At 63.3% G+C, this 16316-nt stretch carries 11 protein-coding genes; 8 read left to right on the top strand and 3 right to left on the bottom strand.

From position 1 onward, the window contains the following. Positions 1–234: 234 nt before the first annotated feature. Together ybaL and AACQ43_RS08130 are read left to right on the top strand one after the other, a co-directional pair. On the top strand, positions 235–1878 hold the full coding sequence (ybaL, locus tag AACQ43_RS08135; RefSeq protein WP_168966890.1) for a YbaL family putative K(+) efflux transporter: 1644 nt from the start codon (positions 235–237) through the stop codon (positions 1876–1878). A gap of 411 nt (positions 1879–2289) precedes the next feature. Then, positions 2290–3471 (top strand): M28 family metallopeptidase, encoded by a 1182-nt coding sequence (locus AACQ43_RS08130; RefSeq protein WP_168966888.1) that lies wholly within the window; start codon positions 2290–2292, stop codon positions 3469–3471. A 75-nt stretch (positions 3472–3546) separates the two neighbouring features. Here the strand turns inward: AACQ43_RS08130 and AACQ43_RS08125 are convergent, their stop codons facing one another. Further along, complete coding sequence (locus AACQ43_RS08125) at positions 3547–3759, bottom strand: hypothetical protein (RefSeq protein ID WP_168966886.1); 213 nt, start codon at positions 3757–3759, stop codon at positions 3547–3549. Between the two features lie 304 nt (positions 3760–4063). On the opposite strand from AACQ43_RS08125, the gene pykF reads away from it, so the two are divergent. The 4 genes from pykF (at position 4064) to pgl (ending at position 11066) form a co-directional block, all read left to right on the top strand. Beyond that, the gene (gene pykF / locus AACQ43_RS08120) at positions 4064–5476 is read left to right on the top strand and encodes a pyruvate kinase PykF (protein ID WP_010633307.1); all 1413 of its coding nucleotides are present in this window, start codon (positions 4064–4066) and stop codon (positions 5474–5476) included. Between the two features lie 149 nt (positions 5477–5625). Then, positions 5626–8949 carry a mechanosensitive channel MscK gene (gene mscK / locus AACQ43_RS08115; RefSeq protein ID WP_168966884.1) on the top strand — a complete coding sequence of 1108 codons (3324 nt, stop codon included), beginning with the start codon at positions 5626–5628 and terminating at the stop codon, positions 8947–8949. 211 nt (positions 8950–9160) lie between these two features. Continuing rightward, positions 9161–9994: a hypothetical protein gene (locus tag AACQ43_RS08110; RefSeq protein WP_168966882.1), complete on the top strand. Its 834-nt coding sequence runs from the start codon at positions 9161–9163 to the stop codon at positions 9992–9994. A 64-nt stretch (positions 9995–10058) separates the two neighbouring features. Then, positions 10059–11066 (top strand): 6-phosphogluconolactonase, encoded by a 1008-nt coding sequence (pgl, locus tag AACQ43_RS08105; protein WP_168966880.1) that lies wholly within the window; start codon positions 10059–10061, stop codon positions 11064–11066. A 100-nt stretch (positions 11067–11166) separates the two neighbouring features. On the opposite strand, the gene AACQ43_RS08100 is transcribed toward pgl, so the two are convergent. Then, positions 11167–12405, bottom strand: coding sequence for a uracil-xanthine permease family protein (locus AACQ43_RS08100; RefSeq protein WP_016351527.1), 1239 nt, complete (start codon positions 12403–12405; stop codon positions 11167–11169). Positions 12406–12710: 305 nt separating this feature from the next. On the opposite strand from AACQ43_RS08100, the gene AACQ43_RS08095 reads away from it, so the two are divergent. Together AACQ43_RS08095 and AACQ43_RS08090 are read left to right on the top strand one after the other, a co-directional pair. Then, complete coding sequence (locus AACQ43_RS08095) at positions 12711–14114, top strand: hypothetical protein (RefSeq protein WP_168966878.1); 1404 nt, start codon at positions 12711–12713, stop codon at positions 14112–14114. Continuing rightward, positions 14111–14452 carry an RT0821/Lpp0805 family surface protein gene (locus AACQ43_RS08090; RefSeq protein WP_168966876.1) on the top strand — a complete coding sequence of 114 codons (342 nt, stop codon included), beginning with the start codon at positions 14111–14113 and terminating at the stop codon, positions 14450–14452. The genes AACQ43_RS08095 and AACQ43_RS08090 overlap by 4 nt, the downstream gene beginning before the upstream one ends. A 67-nt stretch (positions 14453–14519) precedes the next feature. On the opposite strand, the gene AACQ43_RS08085 is transcribed toward AACQ43_RS08090, so the two are convergent. Then, positions 14520–16235, bottom strand: a complete 1716-nt coding sequence (locus AACQ43_RS08085; protein WP_168966875.1) for an NAD-dependent malic enzyme — start codon at positions 16233–16235, stop codon at positions 14520–14522. Between the last annotated feature and the right edge of the window lie 81 nt (positions 16236–16316).

Genomic DNA, 16316 nt, shown 5'->3' with positions numbered 1-16316 from the left:
TAAAACCACAACTTATCCACTTTAAATCGCAAAATAATCTTTAAATGTGGATAAACATTGCTTTTTCACCCAAAACGTATTATTTTTCAACAGAAACGGCAACTGTTGTCCCTCTGACACGCCCCGTGCACGGGACCAGCATCTGTCTCTTTCGCCCCCTGCTCATTGACAGCTGCCCTCTTCGCCCGCGCGGTGATCTGGTAGCCCCCTGACTGCCATTAGCGAGGTGACGACATGGACCACTCCCTTCCCCTGATTACCACTCTGGTCGGCGGCTTCGTGCTGGCCTACATCCTCGGCATGCTGGCCCAGCGCCTCAAGATCTCCCCCATGGTGGGTTATCTGGCGGCTGGCGTCATCTCGGGCCCCTTCACCCCGGGGTATGTGGCCGACATGAAGCTGGTGCCCGAGCTGGCGGAGCTGGGGGTGATCCTGCTGATGTTCGGGGTGGGGCTGCACTTCTCCTTCCGTGATCTGATGTCGGTGAAGCGGATCGCCATCCCTGGCGCCATTGCCCAGATCGCGGTCGCCACGCTGCTCGGCATGGGGCTCTCCTCCCTGCTGGGCTGGGATCCGGTCGCCGGCCTGATGTTCGGCCTCGCCCTCTCCACCGCCAGTACCGTGGTGCTGCTGCGGGCGCTGGAGAGCCGCCAGAATCTGGAAACCCTGCAGGGGCGCATCGCCATCGGCTGGCTCATCGTCGAGGATCTGGTGATGGTGCTGGCGCTGGTGATGCTGCCGATCATCGCCGACATCCAGTTCGGCGAGCAGGCCCTGAGCTGGCAGAGCATAGCGCTGGATCTGGCCTGGACCCTCGGCAAGGTGAGCCTGTTCGTGGCGCTGATGATGGTGGTGGGCAGCCGCTTCATCCCCTGGCTGCTGGCCCACACCGCCAGCACCGGCTCGCGCGAGCTCTTCACCCTGGCGGTGCTGACCTGCTCCCTTGGCATCGCCTTCGGCGCGGTCAAGCTGTTTGGCGTCTCCTTCGCCCTCGGCGCCTTCTTCACCGGCATCGTCATGAACCGCTCCGAGCTGAGCCACCGCGCCGCCAACAATACCCTGCCGCTGCAAGACGCCTTCGCCGTGCTGTTCTTCGTCTCGGTGGGCATGCTGTTCAACCCGGCGGTGCTGCTGACCGAGCCGCTGGCGGTGCTGGCCACCCTGTTCATCATCATGTTCGGCAAGTCGGCGGCGGCTTACGCCATCGTGCGGCTGTTCCGGTACAGCCGGCGCACCGCCCTCACCATCTCCGCCAGCCTGGCCCAGATCGGCGAGTTCTCCTTCATCCTCATCGGGCTGGCCATCGTGCTCAAGCTGGTGCCGGAAGGGGCCCGCGACCTGATCCTGGTGGGGGCCAGCCTCTCCATCATGCTCAACCCGCTGGTGTTCAACGCCGTCGAGCGCTACCTGGAGAAACACCCGGACGCCGACAACGCCAAGGTGCTGGCCGAGTGCAAGTGCCCGGCGGTGGAGATGAAGGCCCACACCATACTGGTGGGCTATGGCCGGGTCGGCCGCCTGCTGGTGAGCGGCCTGCAGCAGGCCGGGCGCGAGCTGGTGGTGATCGAGCAGGATCCGCACCGGCTGGAGAGCCTGCGCCAGGCCGACATTCCCCACGTCAACGGCAACGTGGCCGATGACGAGGTGCTGTGCCGCGCCGCCATCACCGACGCCAGCTGGCTGCTGGTGGCCATCCCCAACAGCTTCGAGGCCGGCGAGGCCATCGCCCAGGCCAAGCTCATCAACCCGGCGCTCCGGGTGATCGCCCGCGCCCACAGCGACGACGAGGTGAGCTTCCTCACCAAGCAGGGAGCGGACAAGGTGATCATGGGCGAGCGGGAGATAGCCCTCGGCATGCTGGCCCAGGCCACCGCATAAACCGCCATCCAGTGAACATCCAGTGGAAAAGAGGGGCCTTGGCCCCTCTTTTTTATGCCTCTTTGTGTACCCGCGCTTTTGGGTACCCACCCCCCTCCCCACCCATTCCCGCCGGCGTTTCGCGCCGAGATGGCACAATTTGACTCCCTTTGTCAGCCCCCCAGGTCAGGGCTGCGCGCCGCCTCTGCGGCGGGCACGCTGCGCAGCTTCCCCTCGCCAGCATAAAGCTCCAGCGGTTACCCCCAGCGGAGCGCAGTAGACAGCAGATCCTGCAGCGGCCCCCACCGGACGGGGGTAGGGTCGCGCCAGATGGGCAAATTCGCCGGTCAGCCACCTTGGCTAGACTGGGCCAGTCGTCTTATGACACCCACTTGGCACACATGCCTGCAACTCAATCTGGAAGGATCCGCCATGAAACCCTTGTTGACCGCCCTCTTACTTCCCCTGCTGCCCCTCGCCGTACAGGCCGCCGAGCCCGTCTGGATCACGCTCGGTGCCGACAGCGGCGTTGAACTCAAGCAGGTCAAGGCCAAGCTGGCCCCCCTGTTCAGCGCCAGCGGCGCCCCGGTCCAGCTGGCCCAGGTCGAGGCGAGCGAGCTTGGCACCCTCTCCCACCTGATGCACGAAGGGCACCAACGCTGCGGCGGCTATGTGGTGCACAGCACCCTGGCCGACGCCCTGCAGAGCATGGCCCAGCCCATCAGCCAGAACCTGTTCAGCGCCCCGCCGCTGACCCAGGGGGCCAGCGTCAACCGGCTGCTGCCCTATCTGGATCAGGGCAACATAGTCGGCACCATCAGCCAGCTCGCCAGCTGGCGCAACCGCTACTACACCACCACCACAGGGGTGCAGTCGGCGGACTGGGTGGCCGGCCAGTGGCAGACCCTGAGCGCGACCCTGCCCTGGGCCAGCGTCAGCCGGGTCAAGCACAGCGGCTATCCGCAGCAATCCGTGGTGCTGACCCTCAAGGGCAGCCGCTACCCGGACGAAGTGGTGGTGCTCGGCGGTCACCTCGACTCCACCGCGGGCTCGGCCCCCAACAGCCGCACCCTGGCCCCCGGCGCCGATGACGATGCCTCCGGCATCGCTACCCTGACCGAGGTGCTGCGGGTCATCGCCGAGCAGGGTCGCCAGCCGGAGCGCACCCTGCAGTTCATCGGCTATGCGGCGGAAGAGGTGGGACTGCGCGGCTCCAAGGACATCGCCACCCGCTACAAGGCGGCCAACACCAAGGTGCTGGCGGCGCTGCAGCTGGACATGACCAACTACCAGGGCTCGGCACAAGACATCGTCTTCATGACCGACTACACCGACAAGGGGCTGACCGGCTATCTGGCCCAGCTGCTCGACGCCTATCTGCCCCAGATCCGCTACGGCTATGACAGCTGCGGTTACGGCTGCTCGGATCACGCCTCCTGGCACAATCAGGGCTACCCGGCCGCCATGCCGTTCGAGTCGCGCTTCAACGACTACAACCCCAACATCCACACCGCCCAGGACACCTTGCAGAACTCTGATCCCTCGGCTGCCCACGCCCTCAAGTTCGCCCAGCTGGCCACCAGCTTCGCCATCGAGATGGGCAAGATAAACTGAGCCGCCAAGGCGAGGTGGCGCACCGAAAACAAGAGGGAGGCCAGGCCTCCCTCTTTTCGTCGCTGCATCTGCCACTCAGGGCTGCCGATGCTCCCCGTCAAGCGGGGAATCCGGGCGCGGCAAGCCTTGCTGCGCGCGGGCCGGGGCGGCCTGGGCCTGGTGCATTTCAAGGCGCTCGAACGCGCGCAGCGCGCCATCTAGGGGGGCAGGATCCGCCGGCCAGCAGCTGGCGGGCAGCGCCTGCACACCCAGCAGGGCAACGGACAACAGCAACAGATAAGGGGCCATCTTGCGGCATTCCGGTGGCAGCAGAGTGTCTATTATTGTCGAGGACCGATGACGGCTTGATGACGGGACGGGATCGTCATTTTACAACATCTGACGAGGCGGGCCGGCGCCGAGATACATATGGCGACATTTATGCCAAATATGCGCGGACCAGTTAATTTATGCCCTAAAAAGTAGCCGGGAGGAAAACGTTATCCCTGAAAAGAAAACGTTATCTGGTCAAAACGTTGTTTCTGGATCATAAAAAGTATCCAAAAACTGGTGTATATTGCACGGCGGAAACTCCTTAACCATGAAGACTGACATGAAAAAGACCAAAATCGTCTGCACCATCGGTCCCAAGACCGAATCCAAAGAAATGCTGGCCAAGATGCTGGACGCCGGCATGAACGTCATGCGCCTGAACTTCTCCCACGGCGACTACGCCGAGCACGGTGGTCGCATCAGCAACCTGCGCGCTGTCATGGCCGAAACCGGCAAGCACGCAGCCATTCTGCTGGACACCAAGGGTCCGGAAATCCGTACCATCAAGCTGGAAGGCGGCAACGACGTTGCCCTGGTCGCTGGCCAGACCTTCACTTTCACCACCGACCAGACCGTGGTTGGCAACAAAGACAAAGTAGCCGTGACCTATGCCGGTTTCGCCAACGACCTGCGCGTCGGCAACCGCATCCTGGTTGACGATGGCCTGATCGGTCTGGACGTCATCGAGATCACCGAGCGCGAAGTCATCTGTAAAGTACTGAACAACGGCGATCTGGGCGAGAACAAGGGCATCAACCTGCCGGGCGTCTCCATCAAGCTGCCGGCCCTGGCCGAGAAAGACAAGCGCGACCTGATCTTCGGTTGCGAGCAAGGCGTTGATTTCGTTGCCGCCTCCTTCATTCGCAAGAAAGAAGACGTGCTGGAAATCCGTGAGCACCTGAAAGCCCACGGTGGCGAGAACATCCAGATCATCTCCAAGATCGAAAACCAGGAAGGCCTGGACAACTTCGACGAGATCCTGGCTGTCTCCGACGGCATCATGGTTGCTCGTGGCGACATGGGTGTCGAGATCCCGGTTGAAGAAGTTATCTTCGCCCAGAAGATGATTATCGAGAAGTGCAACAAAGCCCGCAAAGTGGTCATCACCGCCACCCAGATGCTGGACTCCATGATCAAGAACCCGCGTCCGACCCGCGCCGAAGCCGGCGACGTGGCCAACGCCATCCTGGACGGTACCGATGCAGTCATGCTGTCCGGTGAGTCCGCCAAGGGCAAATACCCGCTGGAAGCCGTGACCATCATGGCCACCATCTGCGAGCGTACCGATGCCGTGATGCCGTCCAACCTGTCTGCTGCCAACGACAGCAACAAGCTGCGCATCACCGAAGCCGTATGTAAAGGCGCGGTAGAGACCTCCGAGAAGCTGGACGCCCCGCTGATCGTGGTTGCCACCGAAGGCGGCAAGTCTGCCAAGGCCATCCGCAAGTACTTCCCGAAAGCCTGGATCCTGGCCATCACCACCAACAAGAAGACCGCTGCCCAGCTGGTACTGACCAAGGGTGTGGTTGCTCACGTGGTTGACAGCATCGCCTCCACCGACGATTTCTATCGCATCGGTAAAGAAGCAGCGCTGGCTAGCGGCATGGGTCTGAAGGGTGACGTGGTTGTCATGGTCTCCGGTGCCCTGGTACCGAGCGGCACCACCAACACCGCTTCTGTTCACGTTCTTTAATCGGAACTGAACAAGCTGAAAACGGCGCCTGCGGGCGCCGTTTTTTTTATCTGCCCCCCTGCTGCCCATTCCTGCCCGGTGTTAGAATCCACGCGGATTTAATCCAAGTGGGAAATCTCCCAAATATCGCGTAATAACCCGGAAGTTTTATGCTCTCAACACGCTTCAAAAGAGCCTCGGCCACCCTGTTGCCGCTGCTCTGCTTACTCGTCAGCCTCTGCGCCCCGCAGGCCATGGCGCAGGATGTGCCCTCACGTGCCAGCGTGCAGCGGGCGCTCGATGCCCTTGGCAAGTCTGATACCCTCACCGTCAGCCAGCAGGCCGACCAGAAATTCCTGACCGACACCCTCACCCTGCTCGACAGCATCGAGAAGGAGAAGAGCAAGGCAAAGAGCCAGAGCGAGCGCATCCGCTCCCTGCCGGCCGAGCTCAGGGACATCAGCGCCAAGCTCGATGCCCTGACCCAGAACAAGAGTGCCGAGCAGATCAAGAGTGAATACGCCAGCATGAGCCTGAGCGAGCTGGAGAGTCGCCAGCCCGACGTCATGGCCAACATGCAGGACGCCCAGGAAGCCCTCGGCACCATCGGCAGCCAGATCACCAGCCTGCAAACCCTGCCGGAGCGGGCCCAGGCCCTGATGAGCCGCGCCTATCAGCGCAGCCAGGAGATCCGTACCCGTCTCAATGCCGGTGACGGGGTGAGCGGTGCCGAGAAGATGAAGCTGGGTGCCGAGCTGGCCTTGCAGGAGCTGCAACTGGCCAACCTGCAACAGCAGCTGGACAACCGCACCAGCATGCAGGATCTGGCGGTCAAGCAGCGCGACTACCAGAGCGCCCGCCTCACCAACGAGGAGCAAAAGCTGCAGCTGCTGCAAGAGCAGAGCAGTGCCAAGCGCCTCGGTGACACCGAAAAGACCGCCGAGCAGACCGGCGAGCTGGTCGCCGCGGATGACAATCCGCTGGTACAAAAAGAGCAGGAGCTCAACCATCAGCTCAGCCAGCAGCTGGTCAGCGCCACCACCAACCTCAACTCGCTGGTGCAGAAGAACCTGCAGGCCAAGAGCTGGCTGGAGCGCGGCACCCAGACCGAGCGCAACCTCAACGAACAGGTGCAGATGCTCAAGGGCAACCTGCTGCTGTCACGCATTCTCTACCAGCTCTATCAGCAGCTGGAGTCGTCACCCTCCACACTGGTGAAGAACCTGGAAGAGCAGATCGCCGACCTGCACCTGGCCCAGTTCGAGCTGAGCCAGCAGCGCGACCAGCTGTTCCAGAAGACCCAGTATCTGGACAACCTGATCGCGAGCAGCAGCGAACCGGTGAGCCAGGAGGACAGAGCCAGCCTCTCCAAGCTGCTCGACACCCGCATCAGCCTGCTCGACCAGCTCAACCGCCAGCTGGATGCCCAGCTGACCAACGCCATCAGCCTGCAGCTGACCCAGCAGCAGCTGGCGCGGATCTACTCCTCCATCGAGTTTACCCTGCAGCAGCACATCTTCTGGGTAAGCAGCAACAAGCCCATCGATGGCAAATGGTTCATCAACTGGCCGGCCCAGGCCTACAAGCAGGCCTCCGACTGGGTGCTGAAACCGGACTGGAGCGGCTGGGGTGAAACCTTGCTGCCGATCACACTGCTGGCCATGCCGCTGCTGCTGATTGGTGGCCTGCTGATCTGGAAGCGCTCGGCGCTGGTGGAGCGGCAGAAGAAGATCACCAAGGACCTGGGACGTTTTCGCCAGGACAGCCAGTGGCACACCCCGGTTGCCCTCTGCTATACCGTGCTGCAACGCCTGCCGGGCAGCCTGTTCATCCTGGCTGCCGGTCTGCTGCTGACCGACTGCGGTCTGCTCAGCTCCAAGCTGATTTTCCAGATCACCCTCAATCTGGCGCTCGGTTACCTGGTGTTCAGCGTCTATCTGGCGGTGATGCGGCCGGGCGGCATTGCCGAGACCCATTTCCGCATTGCCAGAGCCGAGCTGCAGGCCAAGCGCACCAGCATGCGCTACCTGTGGGTGCCCTTGCTGCCGCTCATCATGCTGTCGACCAAGGCGGTGGTAGAACCCTCGTCGCTGGGCAACGACGTGGTGGGTCAGGCGCTGACCCTGGCCCTGCTGGGGCTGGCCGCCTATCTGGTGTTCCCCATCTCCCGCGCCCGCATCAAGGGCGAGGCGAGCATGCAGCAGTCCATCACCGCCATTGCCCTGGCACTGGCACCGGTGGCGCTGATGGTGCTGGTGGGACTGGGCTACTACTACACCGCCCTCAAGCTGACCGGCCGGCTGATCGAATCCTTCTACCTCATCATCATCTGGAGCCTGGTCTACCGCACCGCCCTGCGCGGGCTGGAGCTGGCGGCCCGCCGTCTGGCTTATCGCCGTGCGGTGGCCAAGCGCGAGCACAAGTCCTCGGAAGATGCGGAAGGGGGTGAATCCATCGAAGAGCAGCCCATGGATCTGGAGGACGTCAGCCAGCAGTCCCTGCGCCTGACCCGCACCGTGCTGCTGCTGGTGTTCGGCGTCGCCTTCTACTGGCTCTGGTCCGATCTGGTGGCGGTCTTCTCCTACCTCGACAGCATGGTGCTGTGGCACAAGAGCGTGGGCTCCGGTGCCAATGCGGTGCTCTACCCCGTCAGCCTGAGCGATGTGCTGACCGCCATCTTCATGCTGGGGGCGGCCTGGTCGCTGGCCCGCAACCTGCCGGGTCTGCTGGAGGTGCTGGTGCTCTCCAAGCTGCGTCTGGCCCAGGGCACGGCCTACGCCATCACCACCATGCTCAACTACGTGCTGATCGGGGTCGGAACCCTCACCGCCCTCTCCCTGATGGGCATGCAGTGGGACAAGCTGCAGTGGCTCGCAGCTGGTCTGACGGTCGGTATCGGTTTCGGTCTGCAGGAGGTGGTCGGTAACTTCGTCTCCGGCATCATCATCCTGTTCGAACGTCCGGTGCGGATCGGTGACACCGTCACCATCGGTACCTTCTCCGGCACCGTCTCCAAGATCCGCATCCGCGCCACCACCATCACCGACTTCGACCGCAAGGAGGTGATCATCCCCAACAAGGTGCTGATGACCGAGCGGCTGATCAACTGGTCGCTGAGCGACACCGTCACCCGGGTCATCGTGCGGGTGGGGGTAGCCTACGGTTCGGATCTGGAGCTGACCCGCACCCTGCTGAAACAGGCGGCGGACGACAACAGCCGCGTCTTGAAAGACCCGGCCCCCATCGTCTACTTCCTCACCTTCGGCCCCAGCACCCTGGATCACGAGCTGCGCTTCTTCGTGAGCGAGCTCGGCGATCGCAACCCGGCGGTGGACGAGCTGAACCGCAAGATCGACGCCTTGTTCAAGGCCAACGGCATCGAGATCGCGTTCAACCAGATGGATGTCTACATCAAGAACATGAAGGGCGAAGAACAGAAGGTGGAGTCCGACTCCGCCCAGCCTCCCGCCCTGCCGGGTGCCCAGCCTGTCTAAGGCAGCACGCCATGCCACTCGAAGGCCCCGCAAGGGGCCTTTTTTATGGTCGGCGGCCAACAGTCCACACTGGTTTTGTGAAACGCCGGCCAGAATGGGCCACCGTTTGCCGCTAGCCTGAAGCGCTTACCTCCCCCAGTGAGGGGTCTGCCAATTCGGGTCGGCCGCGATACACTGAGGGGCCAACCCCCACATTTGCCAAGGTGCGCCAATGAGTTCTCAACCCTCTCTGCTCTCTTTTCTCGGCTCTCCCCTGCTCGGGGTGGCTGCCACCTATGTCGACCCCGCCAGCAAGGAGACCGGCGTCTACATCTGCGGGGTCGAGATCCAGCCCAGTGACGAGCTGCTGCTGAGCTTCCCCAAGGGGCACCAGCTGGCGGTGGGGGAGAAAATCACCCTGCATCTGGACAACCGCACCGGGGTCGACGAGTACGACGCCTCCTTGAGTGTCTACCGCGTCTCTTACAAGGGGGTAATAACACGCACCGCCCCGGACAAGGTGCAGGTCACCCCGCTGCAGTTCGAGCTCTGGTACGGCAACCGGGTAGTCTATGGCTTCGCCCAGCCGGACTATCAACATCCGGCCGATGAACGCCCTACCCGCGAGCTGCCGGTCACCCCGCTCACCGGCCTGCCGGTGCCTGACCTGCGCGAAGTGGAGAACAAGATCGGGGTGCTGGTGACCCGGGCCCAGTCCCAGCCGCACACCACAGTGCTGGCGTTTCTCTCCTCCGATGAGGACGACATCTTCTTCATCACCTTCCCCGAGACCTTCAAGTCGCAGTTGCTCAAGCGCGACGGTCGCTGCCACTTCGCCATCGACTCGCGGGCGGTATTCACCTACACCCGCGCCATCGAGTGGAACTACACCATCATCGCCGCCGATGCCTACCAGATCCCGCAGGATCATCCGCTGTTCGAGCCCATCCGTGCCGCCTTCGTGCAGAAGAACCCGTGGGAAGTGGGATTCTTCAGCCACCCGCAGGTGGAGCTCTACCACCTCAAGGCCCGTCAGGTGGTCTGCCCGGGGCGGGCAAAAGAGTAGCCCAGAGCAGGTCCGAAAGAGGATAAGATGACCGCCGTTGCCCATGACAAGGAGTAGAGAGCAGATGCAGCAGGTCGTTTATGTGGCGAGCCCCGCCAGCCAGCAGATCCACGTGTTCGCCCTGGCCGAGAGCGGGGAGCTCGCTCCATTGCAGGTGGTCGACACCCCGGGCCAGGTCCAGCCGCTGGTGATCAGCCCGGACGGGCACTGGCTTCATGCCGCCGTGCGGCCCGATTTTGCGCTCATCAGCTACCGGATTGGCGTGGATGGCCGGCTCAGCGAGCCGGGCTCGGCGCCGCTGGCGGGCAGCGCCTCCCACACCGCCATCTCGGCCGACGGCCGCTTCCTGCTGGCGGCCTCCTATGCCTTCAATCATGTCACCGTCTCCGCCATCGGCAGCACCGGTCGGGCAGCGCCGCCCCACCAGCAGCTCGACGGCTTGCAGGCCGCCCACTCGGTCACCCTGCTGGCCACCGACGACCGGGGCGAGCAGGAGGTGTTGGTCGCCTGCCTCAAGGAGGACCGTATCCGCCGCTTTGTGCTCTGCCGGGAGGGTCGGCTGCGCCCCCATCCGCTGGGGGATCTGCAGACCGCCAGCGGCGCCGGCCCGCGCCATCTGGCGCTGCACCCAAACAATGGCGACCTCTATTGCCTGAACGAGCTCGACTGCACTATCAACCGCTACCGGCAGACCGCCAATGGCGAAATCACACTGTGCCAGAGCCTGGAGATGCTGCCCGCCGGTTATCAGGGGGAGTACTGGGGCGCGGATCTGCATGTGACGCCGGATGGGCGCTTTCTCTACAGCAGCGAGCGGGCCAGCAGCCTGCTGACCCAGTTCGCCATTGCGCCGGATGGCGAGCTCGGCGTGGTCGGCCACTTCTCCACCGAAGCCATGCCGCGCGGCTTTGCCATCGACGGGCAAGGCCGCTGGCTGCTGGCGGCAGGGCAAGCCTCCCACCAGCTGGCGCTGCACCGCATCGATCCAGCCAGCGGCGCCCTCACCCTGCAGGCTCGCCAGCCGGTGGGCGAAGGGGCCATGTGGGTGCGGGTATTGACGCTGACGCCCTGAGCCCTCAGCACTTATCCCCGAGCCCGGCGCACCGACAAAACAGAGAGGCCACCCTGGGGTGGCCTCTCTTTCATCATCTCAACGCACAACAAGCCAGGGCTTAATCCTTGGCGCTCTCCATGGCACCCTCTTCGGAGTGCTGGGGCAGGATGAGGTTGAGCAGGATGGCGGCCACCGAGGCCAGACCCACGCCCGCCAGGGCGAAGTCACCGATCTTCATCTCCAGCGCACCGACACCCACTGTCAGGGTCACGGCCACGATGGCGATGTTGCGCGACAACCCCAGATCCACCTTGGACTCCACCAGGGTCTTGAGACCGATGGCGGCGATGGATCCGAACAGCAGCAGCATGATACCGCCCATCACCGGCATCGGGATGGAGGTGAGCAGGGCGTTGAACTTGCCGAAGAAGGCCAGAATGATGGCGAACACCGCGGCCCAGGTCATGGTGACCGGGTTGAAGTTGCGAGTGATCATCACGGCGCCGGTCACTTCGGCATAGGTGGTGACTGGGGGACCACCGATGAAGCCGGCGAAGCAGACGCCAATGCCGTCACCGGCCAGTGTACGGTGCAGACCCGGGTTCTTGGTGTAATCCTTGCCCGTCACGCCACCGATGGCCAGCACGCCGCCGATGTGTTCGATACAGGGGGCGATGGCTACCGGCAGCATGAACAGCGCCGCTGCCCAGTTGATCTCGGGGGTCACGAAGTGGGGCAGCGCCAACCAGGGGGCGTTCACCATGCCATCGAAGCTCACCTGACCCATCAGCACGGCGGCTACGTAACCCGCGATGACGCCGGAGAGGATGGGGATGAGCTTGATCCAGCCCTTGCAGAACACCGCCGCAATCAGGGTGACCGCCAGCGAGATGCCGGCCAGGGTCAACGCAACCGAGGCTGGCACGACCTGCTCACCACCGGCCCGGCCCATCGCCATGTTGCAGGCCACCTGGGCGACCGACAGGCCGATCACCATGATCACCGGACCAATCACCACCGGCGGCAGCAGCTTGTGCACGAAGCCCATCCCACGCACGCGAATAAGCGCGGCCAGGATGAAGTACATGAAACCGGCAGCAAACAGACCGAACATGGTGGAGGGCAGGCCCCAGGTCTGGGTGGCGTAAATGATGGGGGCGATGAAGGCAAAGCTGGAACCGAGGAAAATCGGGACCTGGCGGCGGGTGCAGAGCTGGAACAGCAGGGTGCCCACACCGGCGCCAAGCAGGGCCATGGAGGGGTTCAGTCCGGTGAGCAGGGGCACCAGAACCATGGCACCGAAGGCGACAAACAGGATTTGCAGCCCGGCGACACTTTGCTTGACTAAGGAAAACATGGATGTCCTTAATTTTTTGATAACTGACAGGGATATTTGACACTTTTCAGTTATCACAAGACTTTTTCAAGGCATTGAATGAGCCATTTGGCGTCATTTGTTGCCTCTTACTGCTTGGGGAGGGCGTGAAACTAGCTTTTTAGGCGGGATTCGTTGCTACAAGCATCGAGGAAGCGATTTTACGCACTTTTATCGCCGACGCCAATCGTTTTTCCACGCGGTTTTGTTGTCAGGTGTTGCCCCTGCCCCGCCACCGGCCCCCTCTATACTTGATGACGTGAATCCAGCCGGACAAGGAGTCCCACATGCCACTGCCTGCTTTCAAACCCAGCCAGCGCCGACTGCTGGTGGGCTCGGCCATCGCCCTGGCCCTGTTTGCCACCCCATTCAGCTATGACTTCAGCCATCATCAATGGCAGCTGAATCAGGCCTATGCCAAGTCCTGTTTCGTGGCCGGTACCCCCATCCTGATGGCCGATGGGGAGGAGCGCCCCATCGAGACCCTGCGGATCGGTGAACGGGTACGGGATCAATATGGCCGCAGCAACCAGATCCTGGCGATCGAACGGGTGCTGCTGGGAGAGCGCCGGCTGTACGGGCTCAACCGGCTGGCCCCCTTCTTCACCGCCGAACACCCCTTTCTGACCACCCGCGGCTGGGCGGCCATCGCCCCGGCCATGACTCGTACCGAAAACCCGACCCTCGCCGTGCTGCCGCTCTTTACCGGCATGCATCTGCTGGGTTGGTCGGAGCACGACAGCGCAGGCAACCTGGCGCTGGCCCCCCACCCCATAGAGCTGCTGGTGGAGTCCCTCTGCTGGCTTGACGCCCCGCCCACCACGGCACTGTTCAACCTGATCCTCGATGGCAGCCACAGCTATGTCGCCAATGGGCTGATCGTTCACAACAAGGATGGCGATGGCAGTGGCGGCGGCAATGGAAACGGTGGAGGAGGAAGCAGCGGCGGAGGCGGTAGCAGTAGTGGAGGCGGTAGCAGTAGTGGAGGTGGAGGCAGCGATGGCGGTGGCAGCAGCGGTGGAGGCAGCGACAGCGATGGCGGCGGCAGCAGCGGTGGGGGCAGTGACAGTGATGGCGGCGGCAGCAGCGGTGGAGGCAGCGACAGCGATGGCGGCGGCAGTAGTGGAGGCAATGACAGCGACGGCGGTGGCAGCAGCGGTGGAGGCAGCGACAGCGATGGCGGCGGCAGCAGCGGTGGAGGCAGTGACAACAATGGCGGTAGCAGCAGCGGTGGAGGCAGTGACAACAATGGCGGTAGCAGCAGCGGTGGAGGCAGCGACAGCAGCCATGGCGGTGACGACCACGGCGGTGGGGAACATGCAGGCGGCGATCGGCATGCCGGTGGTGAGCAGCATGGCGGAGGAGACCGCCACGCCGGCGGAGATCGTCACGGTGGCGGGCGTGGCCTGGGCAACGGCCTCGATGACAACGGGGTCGATGCCGTGGATGCCAGCGGCAACGAGATCCGGGGTGACGGCACGGCCGATGACAACGGGATAGACGCCGTCGATGCCAATGGCAACGAGATCCGGGGTGACGGCACAGTCGACGACAACGGGGTAGACACTGTCGATGCCAACGGCAACAAGATCCGGGGCGACGGCACGGTCGACGATCGCGGTCAGACCCTGACCGATGCGCAGGAGCAAGCGCTGATCCAGCAAGGATTCAACAGCAAGGTGCAACCATGAGCCGTTATCTGCTGATCTGCCTGGCGCTGTCGCTGTCCGGCTGTGCCACCCAGCCAACCGCCCCGCTCTATCACCAGATGGACAAGCAGGACGTGGTGCTGGCCAATCAGGCGCTGGCCGAGGCGCTGCAAACCCGCCCCAAGGGCCAGAGCCTCACCTGGTTCAACTCCGCCACCCGCCACTCGGGCAGCGTCACGCCACTGCGCACCTTCCGCCACCCCAACGGCCTCTGGTGCCGCGACTACCGCGAGCAGCTCTACATAGGCCAGGCCAGTCAGCAGTGGCAGGACACCGCCTGCCGCAGCAAGGCGGGGCACTGGCTGCCGCTGCGCAGCTGACAGCTCAGACAACAAAAGGGGGTGGCCATGGCCACCCCCTTTTGTTGCAAGTGCAAGCTTGCTGCCATCATACCCGGCGATAGGGCAGGTAGACCGGCTCCCACATGTGGTTGAGGATGTGCTGCTGCAGGTCCTGGCCGATCAGCGGGTGGGAAGGATCACGCCGCACTATGTCTTTGAGCACCGCCGTCGCCACGTGCACCGAGATGTTGCGCAGCTCGCGAATGCGTGGATAGACGGCCCCTTTCGCGAGGTCCACCTCGCTCACGCACTCCGCCAGCGCAAAGGCGGCGGTGGTGAAGATGTCTGGCGTGATCTCGCGGATCTGGCTGACGATGGCCGCCAGACCCACCCCCGGGAAGATGAAGACATTGTTGCCCTGGCCGACCCGGAACTCCTGCCCTTCGTAGTGCACATCCTTGAACGGGCTGCCGGTGGCGACGATGGCCTTGCCCTGGCTCCAGCGATAGATATCCTCCGGCAGCGCCTCGCAGTTGGCGGTCGGGTTGGAGAGCGGGAACACCATGGGGCGCGCGCAGTGTTTTTGCATCAGCTGCACATGCTCCTCCTTGAAGGCGCCGCCCGAGCCGCTGGTGCCCAGCAGCACAGTGATCGGCACGTGACGCAGCACGTCGGTCAGGTTGGCCTTGCCGGGCACCTCGGTGTCCCAGCCGGCCAGCAGCAGGCCCGGCTTGGCGTAGCGACGCTTGTACTCGTCGAGCCCCTCGCGGTTGTCACACACCAGCCCCTGGGTATCCAGGATGTAGATGCGATCGCGGGCCGCCTGCGGATCCAGCCCTTCGCGGATCATGCCCGCGCAGATCTGATCCGCCACCCCGACCCCGCCGGCTCCGGCGCCATAGACCAGGTAGTTCTGCTGGCCCAGGGTCTCGCCCTTGACCTTGACCGCCCCTATGATGCCCGCCAGCACCACGGCCCCGGTACCCTGGATGTCGTCGTTGAAGGACGGCAGCGACTGCTGATAGCGGGAGAGGTTGTTGAAGGCGTTGGACTTGCTGAAGTCCTCCCACTGCAGCACGGCGTTCGGGAAATGGCGCTTGACCCCGGCCACGAACTTGTCGATGAAGTCGTCGTACTCCTTGCCGCGAATGCGCTTGTGGGGCTGACCCAGGTACATGGGATCATCCAGCAGCGCCTGATTGTCGGTGCCGACATCCAGCGCGATGGGCAGGCAGCAGGCGGGGTGAATGCCGGCGGCCAGGGTATAGAGGGAGAGCTTGCCGATGGGTATGCCCATGCCGCCCACCCCCTGGTCACCGATCCCCAGGATCCCCTGGCTGTCGGTCACGACGATGATGCGCACCGATTTGGCATCCAGCTGACGGGCCAGGGAGCCCATGTCATCGACATTCTTCGGGGTGATGTAGAGGCCGCGCGCCTTCTGGTAGCGGTGGCTGAACTCCTGACACGCCTTGCCCACGGTCGGGGTGTAGATGATGGGGGTCATCTCCTCCACGTGGCGCGCCAGCAGGGCGTAGAACAGGGTCTCGTTGCGATCCTGCAATGCCCGCAGGTTCTGATACTTCTCGATGTCGCTGCAGGCGCTCAGAAAGCCCTGATAAACCCGATCCAGCTGGGCTTCGAAGGTTTGCACTTTGGGAGGCAACAGGCCGTCGAGCTCGAAGTCGGCGCGCTCCTGTTCGGTAAAGGCGGTGCCCTTGTTGAGATTGCGATCGTTGAGCAGATCGGTGCCAGTCAGTGCAACGGGGCGAAAATCTTGTCCCTGTGCATCTTTCCACAGCAGATATTGTCCGGTAGCCATAGTCATTCTCTTTGATTTACGTGAAATTGCCGTTCGGCAGGAGAGCAAGACTCATAATGAAATCAATCATATGACGTTTGC

The organism is Aeromonas sp. DNRA1, assembly GCF_963888745.1.
GTDB lineage: Bacteria > Pseudomonadota > Gammaproteobacteria > Enterobacterales > Aeromonadaceae > Aeromonas > Aeromonas hydrophila.
This window is presented reverse-complemented; position numbering and strand designations above follow the sequence as displayed.

Coding starts and splice junctions, on each gene's coding strand:
- ybaL (WP_168966890.1), top strand. CDS start 235: ATGGACCACTCCCTTCCCCTGATTACCACTCTGGTCGGCGGCTTCGTG.
- AACQ43_RS08130 (WP_168966888.1), top strand. CDS start 2,290: ATGAAACCCTTGTTGACCGCCCTCTTACTTCCCCTGCTGCCCCTCGCC.
- AACQ43_RS08125 (WP_168966886.1), bottom strand. CDS start 3,759: ATGGCCCCTTATCTGTTGCTGTTGTCCGTTGCCCTGCTGGGTGTGCAG.
- pykF (WP_010633307.1), top strand. CDS start 4,064: ATGAAAAAGACCAAAATCGTCTGCACCATCGGTCCCAAGACCGAATCC.
- mscK (WP_168966884.1), top strand. CDS start 5,626: ATGCTCTCAACACGCTTCAAAAGAGCCTCGGCCACCCTGTTGCCGCTG.
- AACQ43_RS08110 (WP_168966882.1), top strand. CDS start 9,161: ATGAGTTCTCAACCCTCTCTGCTCTCTTTTCTCGGCTCTCCCCTGCTC.
- pgl (WP_168966880.1), top strand. CDS start 10,059: ATGCAGCAGGTCGTTTATGTGGCGAGCCCCGCCAGCCAGCAGATCCAC.
- AACQ43_RS08100 (WP_016351527.1), bottom strand. CDS start 12,405: ATGTTTTCCTTAGTCAAGCAAAGTGTCGCCGGGCTGCAAATCCTGTTT.
- AACQ43_RS08095 (WP_168966878.1), top strand. CDS start 12,711: ATGCCACTGCCTGCTTTCAAACCCAGCCAGCGCCGACTGCTGGTGGGC.
- AACQ43_RS08090 (WP_168966876.1), top strand. CDS start 14,111: ATGAGCCGTTATCTGCTGATCTGCCTGGCGCTGTCGCTGTCCGGCTGT.
- AACQ43_RS08085 (WP_168966875.1), bottom strand. CDS start 16,235: ATGGCTACCGGACAATATCTGCTGTGGAAAGATGCACAGGGACAAGAT.